At 55.0% G+C, this 6,867-nt stretch carries 5 protein-coding genes; 1 reads left to right on the top strand and 4 read right to left on the bottom strand.

The features are described from left to right. Window positions 1-931: 931 nt before the first annotated feature. The 4 genes from ACRQEG_RS08430 to ACRQEG_RS08415 are packed head-to-tail and all read right to left on the bottom strand — an operon-like array spanning window position 932 to window position 5,697. Window positions 932-2,299 carry a GntP family permease gene (locus ACRQEG_RS08430; RefSeq protein ID WP_016442584.1) on the bottom strand — a complete coding sequence of 456 codons (1,368 nt, stop codon included), beginning with the start codon at window positions 2,297-2,299 and terminating at the stop codon, window positions 932-934. Window positions 2,300-2,326: 27 nt separating this feature from the next. Further along, window positions 2,327-3,190, bottom strand: coding sequence for a Cgl0159 family (beta/alpha)8-fold protein (locus ACRQEG_RS08425; protein ID WP_274736179.1), 864 nt, complete (start codon window positions 3,188-3,190; stop codon window positions 2,327-2,329). A 2-nt stretch (window positions 3,191-3,192) separates the two neighbouring features. After that, window positions 3,193-4,182: a 5-dehydro-2-deoxygluconokinase gene (gene iolC, locus ACRQEG_RS08420; RefSeq protein ID WP_274732662.1), complete on the bottom strand. Its 990-nt coding sequence runs from the start codon at window positions 4,180-4,182 to the stop codon at window positions 3,193-3,195. Window positions 4,183-4,206: 24 nt separating this feature from the next. Further along, complete coding sequence (locus tag ACRQEG_RS08415) at window positions 4,207-5,697, bottom strand: CoA-acylating methylmalonate-semialdehyde dehydrogenase (protein ID WP_320757655.1); 1,491 nt, start codon at window positions 5,695-5,697, stop codon at window positions 4,207-4,209. Between the two features lie 246 nt (window positions 5,698-5,943). Here ACRQEG_RS08415 and ACRQEG_RS08410 point away from each other — a divergent pair, with 246 nt between their 5' ends. Continuing rightward, on the top strand, window positions 5,944-6,726 hold the full coding sequence (locus tag ACRQEG_RS08410) for a GntR family transcriptional regulator (RefSeq protein ID WP_320757656.1): 783 nt from the start codon (window positions 5,944-5,946) through the stop codon (window positions 6,724-6,726). Window positions 6,727-6,867: the final 141 nt, after the last annotated feature.

Here is a 6,867-nt window from a genome sequence, read left to right as displayed (position 1 = left end):
GCTCAATAAGGCTGACTTTTCGTTGCTATGGCAGGGCAAACCCCGGATATAAGACCCACCATTTGTCTATTAGCCCGACTTTTTAGATGAGGAGTCCAGTAGCTTCTTCGACAATATATCCATCTACTGTTGACACGGCTGCCCGGCCAGTGGTTGGCCTGTGGGATGGCAGTAACGCCGACCTGTATAGAACGGGTATTTTGAAGCGCCATGGTGGAGATCGTGAAGCAAGATGTGAAGGCCGTGAAACACTTTCGATAATGGTTAGCCAGACTTTCTAGTACTGCCAGACCACCAGGCCGAGCACGAACCGCAGGCCTAGCGCAAGTTGAATCTGCACGCCCTCAACAAACGGCAACCTCGCCCGGCGCCTAAGTGCCCCTATCGGTACCACCACTCAAAACACACCGCCACCGGCGGGCGTGCCCGCCGACCAATAGTCCAACGTTGGTGGGGCAAGCGTAAGCAACGACCGAAAATATCTCATATGGATCTTGAGGCACATAAATGCCGTCGGAACTGCTGGTGACGGCCAATCAGAGCCAAGCCGACAGTGGCAGCTACGCCTCCCAGACCGATCAAGCCTTAGCAAGGTCCAGTCAGATCAACACCAACTAGGGTAATCGCGCTTCACGATGCTCACCACGGTGCTTCAAAAACCCGTTCTAAACAGCCCGACCACCGGCGGGTGTTGAGTGGTGGTACCGATAGGGGCACTTGGGCGCCGGGCGAGGTTGCCCGTTTGTTGAGGGCGTGCAGTTTTAACTTGCGCTTGACAATTGCGCTAGTCGTGCGGATTTAACTCGTGCTTGACGTCCACGAGAGCATGTCATTCAGGGTGTGCGTGAGGAAGTTAAACATGTACGCACCCGTGGTGGGTGTAGATCCAGCCCGCGGGTGCGCACACGTGGTTATGTGAATGAGAGTCTTTCTAGACGATGAGGTAGACCAGAGTGCAGAAACCGAAGGATACGAGGGATATGACCGAGGTGAACGTGGTCCACATCTTCAGATTCGTTTTCGTATCTACTTGGAGGAAACCGCCTACTAGCCAGAACCCGGAATCGTTGACGTGGGAAGCGAAGAACGATCCTGCTCCCATTGCCACGACAACGAGCGCGGTTTGGATGTCGTTGAGTCCGGCCCCCGCCACAGTTGCTGCTAGCAAGGCTGCGGTGGTCTGGATGGCCACGGTTGCTGAGCCTTGTGCGACTCGTAGTGCCAGGGAGATAAGGTAGGCAGCCAGGAGCAGGGGAATACCAAGATCAGCTAGCGTGTTAGCAAGCGCGGTACCAATACCGGTTTCACGTAACACGGACCCGAACATACCGCCAGCACCGGCCACCATGACGATCGCTGCCACGGACTTGAACCCAGCGTCGTTGATCTTGTCGATATTCTTCCAGGGTACTTTACGTACATAACCCAAAATGATTGATGCAACCAGAGCGGTAACGAACAGGGCTACCGCGGTTTCACCGAAGAATTTCAGGGCGCTTGCCCACGCCGCGTGTTCTGGGATGATACCAGCTGACTGCAAAGTACTAGTCACCGTGTTACCGGTAATCAACAGGATCGGGAGCATGAGAATAAAGAGAACGGTTGCGAAGCCGGGCTCTTTCCCGGGTAGTTCACGCCCAGATTCTTTAGATCCCAAAACGTTGGGGATGGGAACATCGAACCTCTTCGAGAGCCACAACGCGAAGCGGTAACCGGCTAGATACCACGTGGGAATCGCAACGATTAGACCGACCAGGAGCACGGTCCCGATATTAATGTTCATCGTGGTAGCCGCGGCCACCGGGCCGGGATGGGGCGGCATGAGTCCGTGCATGACCTGGAACGCTCCAGCTGCCGGTAAGGCATACAAGAGTACTGGTCCGCCCAGGCGGCGGGCAACGGAGAAGATGATCGGGAACATGACAATGAGTCCGGCGTCGAAGAAAATTGGGAAGCCGAACAAGAGCGAAGCTACTGAGAGTGCTAAAGGTGCTCGTTTTTCCCCGAACCAACGCAGCAGGGTTTGGGCGAGTACTTCAGCACCCCCGGATTGTTCAAGCATACGCCCGATAATTGCTCCGAACCCGATGATGAGAGCGAGTTTGCCAACGGTGCCCGAGAAACCGGTCAAGAGCATATCGAATAGCTCGCTGACTGGGACCCCGGTAGCAATAGCAGTCAGGGCTGATACCAGAATCAGTGCGACTGTAGCGTTGACTTTGAATACGATAATAAGGAAGAGCAAGACGGCGATCGCTGCTAGAGCGACACCGAGGAGACCTCCTGTTGTCAGAGTCATGAGTGCTCCTTCAATATATGAGCCTCTTTAGGAGAGGAGCTGGGCGGCGTTGGCCACGGCGCCTTGAACGTCGCCCGATTGTGGATAGAGCAATGACCGGCCAATGACCAGGCCGATCACGTTGGGGATCTCCAAGAGGAGAGCCCACCTGTGGAGGGTTTTGGCAGCATCATTGCTGACTTCCCCGCCGAGGATAACGATGGGTAGGGTAGTCGCCCTCGCGAAGCGTTCCAGGTCGGGAGTGTCGGGGAGTTTGAGTACCGTGTAGGCACTGTTGCTCCCCAAACCTGAAGCGATTGCTATCGAGCGGGTAACGGCATCGGTAGACACATCATTGACTACCTGTTTGTCTTCGCGCCGTGATATGAAGGGTTCGACCATAGCAATGCGTTGGCGTCGGGAAAGGTCGGTGACTACTTTCCCGGCCATCTCCAAAGTGCTCACGGTTTCTGTTTCGTCGTAGGCAATACGGAGAAGGATTTTCCCGCCTTGCAGGCCTGCTTTGGCTACTCCTCTAGCGGTATAGCCCGTGATACGGTCATCCAGTTCCCAGGCCGCGCCGGCCAGTCCTGCACGATTCATCGACCCGTATACCCATTTGCCGTCCAAGACTCCGAGCAGCGCGAGGTCTTCAATAATGTCGGCTGTTCCTAACAGTCCGGAAACCCCGGGCACGGCAAGCGCATCACACAGGCGCTGGAGTAGATCGAAACGGTCTTCCATAGCACGCGGATTAGGGCCGGCGGCGAATGCGCCCCGGGCTGGGTGATCCGCGGCCATAATAAGGAATTTCCCGTTGGGTAGCAGGGTGGCGGGTTGCTCGCGTTTGAGCAAGGCTTTGTGAGCAGAACCCGGGCAACGCCGTCCTGCAATAAGCCTGGCAATATCCATGGTTACTGGTTGCTTTCTGCTGATTGAGGTGTCTCGAGTAGCGCGTCAGTGTGATTCGCGGCCAGCACGCGCTCGATTTCATCCTGGGTGGGCATAGCGGTGGAGCATTCGATACGCGAGGTGACGATCGCGCCGGCAGTGTTGGCATACCGGATCGTTTTCTCAAGGCTCCAGCCCTGTAAGAGTCCGTGAACAAGGGACCCACCGAAAGCATCCCCGGCACCAGCCCCGTTAACCACGGTGGTATTCATCGCGGGAATGAAGAATTCTTCCGTACTCGATTTCGCGAGGGTGCCCTTACTGCCTTGCTTGACTACAGCGATTTGTACTCCGCGTTCCAGTAGTGCTGTTGCGGCCCGGTGTGGATCGGTTTCCCCGACCGCGATTTCACACTCTTCCACGTTACCCACCGCGACTGTCGCATAGTCGAGGACTTTCGCATACCGCTGGCGTGCTAGATCAACCGATTCCCAAAACATTGGACGCCAGTCCATATCGAAAACGGTGTGGTCTTTACGCCCACGCATGTCAAGCGCGCTCATGTGGGTGGAGTAAGAGGGTTCCTCACACAGGCCGGTCCCGGATACCCACAAGAGTTTAGCCTCGCGCACCTGGTTTTCATCCAGGTCCGTGTCCTTAATCTGTAGGTCAGGGGCCGAGGGCTCACGGTAGAAGAAGAACGGGAAATGCTCAGGTGGGATAATCTCGCAGAAAGTAACAGGCGTGTTCAGGGTCTTGTCAACGATCACGTATTCATCCGATACACCAAGTCGGCGCATTTCCAGGCGTACCCACCGCCCGAAGGGGTCATCACCTACCCCGGTGAGGGTGGCACAGTCTTCTCCCAGGCGTGCTGCTGCTACTGCCACGTTGGTGGGAGAGCCTCCCAGGAATTTACCGAACGTTGTGACTTCTTCGAGAGTGCAGTTGGTTTGCAGGGGATAAATATCGACGCCGCAGCGTCCAATTGTTAGTACATCATGGACGACCATGTCCATCACTTCCTTATCTGTGGTTTATTCGGTGCGTTCAAACGACATTGTTGCTTCATAGGTGCCCTCCGAAGGCCACCGCACCGTTGTGGCCTTCGCGCGCGTGTAGAATCGCACGCCTTCGGGCCCGTGAATATGGGTATCGCCCATAAGAGAGTCTTTCCATCCACCAAACGAGTAGTAAGCCACGGGCGTGGGGATAGGAACGTTGATACCAACCATGCCAGCTTCAACTTCCAGCTCGAAACGACGTGCCAGACCACCATCGTTGGTGAAGATCGCTGCTCCGTTACCGTAAGGCGAGGAATTAACAAGAGCGATGGCTTCTTCGTAAGTGTCTACCTCGACGATTGCCAGGACAGGTCCGAAAGTTTCTTGCCGATACAGGATGGAATCGCGCGAGACATGCGTGCAAATAGTTGGGCCAAGGAAATACCCGTTCTCATGCCCGCTCACATTGAGAGAACGCCCATCAAGGATGACTTTCGCACCTTTGCTTTCCGCATCAGTAATCGCGTCAATGATCCGTTCTTTAGCCTGAGCGTTGATAACCGGGCCCATCTGCACGCCTTCGTCCAGGCCGTAACCCACTCGGATAAGCTCAGCGTGTTCTTTGACGGCTTTTGCTAGTTTGTCACCAACCCCGCCCACAGCCACAGCAACAGGTAATGCCATGCAGCGTTCACCAGCAGCTCCGAAAGCCGCAGCTGAAAGGTGTTTACCAGCGAAGTTGATATCAGCATCGGGCATAACAATCGCATGATTATTAGCCCCGCCCAATGCTTGGACACGCTTGCCCGCCCGCACCGCACGCTCCTGAATCAGTTTCGCAACCGGGGTTGAACCCACGAAAGAAACAGCCTTGATATCCGGGTGGTCAATCATGGCCATCGTGAAATCATTCGACCCGGAAATAACCTGGAAGATCCCGTCAGGCAGACCAGCTTCCTTATACAAACGCGCAATCACAAGAGAAGCCGAAGGCGTGGCCGGTGCCGGCTTCAAAATAAAAGCATTACCGGTAGCAATCGCAATCGGGTGCATCCACATAGGCACCATAACCGGGAAATTAAACGGGCAAATCCCGCCAACAACACCAAGAGGCTGGCGCAGCGTGTGAATATCTACCCCCGTGGAAATATTCGAGGATGTTTCACCTTTCAGGGCAACATTAATCCCGCAAGCAAAATCAAGGGTCTCCCGCCCCCGCTGGATCTCCCCAATAGCATCCGAATAATCCTTACCATGCTCAGCCACAATCGCTTTCGCAATCTCGTCTTGATGATCAAGGACGAGCTGACGCATCCGATACATAATCTCGGTACGCTTCGCCAACGAGGTACGAGCCCAAGCCTTTTGAGCTTCAACCGCAATCCCTACTGCGTAGTCAAGATCTTCACGGCTCGCCTGCAACAAATACCCGCGAATCTCGCCACTAGCCGGGTCGTCAACCGCGATCTTTCCCTCCGGCTGGCCCGTGTACAGGCCACCATTAATCCAATGAGGTATATCCATTCGTTATCACTCCTTTGTGAGTCCAAACCAGCACCCCACCAGCGGGGTGTCTCATTTGTTCCCAAAATAACCCCAGACCCCCTACTTGTAAATACAAAAGACCAGTCAGAATGGCGGGGAAACTTTGATGAACGTGGCCATATAAACCGCTATGAATCGCTAAAACTACAGAAATACTGGCCAAACATACGACGATCGGCTATGTTTACAATTGGGTGAACAAATAAGAGTGAGAGAGTCACGTTAATGTCAAACCCCCATGGAAAAGACAATGCAGATCAGCTGGATGTTCCGGTTGCTCCCCGGATTAGTTTCGACTCTCGGTCTTCCACTCCTTTGCATCAGCAAATCACGCAATCATTAGCGAGTCTTATTGACTCTGGCGCGCTTTTACCCGGGCAGCTCCTTGAAGACGAAGTGTCCATGTCACGCAGGCTGGGTGTCTCGCGCCCCACGCTACGGCGGGCATTACAAGTCCTGACTGATGAGGGGAAACTCTCACGGCGCCCGCGTGTTGGTACCAGGGTGATGCCACGAGTTTTCCAAAGGGATCCTTCCCTAGCAAGCCTTTCCGATGATTTACGGGCCGCGGGCCGTGAACCGCGCACGGACGTTCTCCAGTATCTGGTGGTGTTTGCCGATAGCGGTCTAGCTGCCGATATGCACTGCCTAGAAGGTAAAGAAATCGTGGCTTTAGAACGTTTGCGGTGGGCGGAGGGAAACCGTATGGGGATTATGCGTAACTGGATCCCAGCCGATCTGGCTCCCTCGCTTACCGCTATATCATCGGGAGGCCTCTACGCTTTCTTCAAGAGTCACGGGATTGTGTTACGAGGCGGAGTCCAACGTATCAGCGCGCGCAGCGCAACTCCCGCGGAAGCAGAACTCTTACACGTGGCATCCGGCGCCCCTCTCTTACGAGTGAGGCGTAGCGCTTACGATGAATCCGGGCAGATCGTGGATCTAGCCGACCACCTCTATGACGCAGAACAATACGACCTCACCCTCCCACTCAATTTCCCGGCGTGAATCACACCTGGAGGAATCGGTTTCTTGGTAAAAGGGAGCTGGGTGGCTAGCGCGAGAATGATCGCGCCAGCCACCCAGCTTTGTAGACGGTAACCGTGCTGTCCTACTCTGGGACATATAGAAATCCGGCAACCGCCATAT

It is taken from the genome of Actinotignum stranguriae (assembly GCF_051265215.1).
Taxonomy (GTDB): domain Bacteria; phylum Actinomycetota; class Actinomycetes; order Actinomycetales; family Actinomycetaceae; genus Actinotignum; species Actinotignum schaalii_C.
This window is presented reverse-complemented; position numbering and strand designations above follow the sequence as displayed.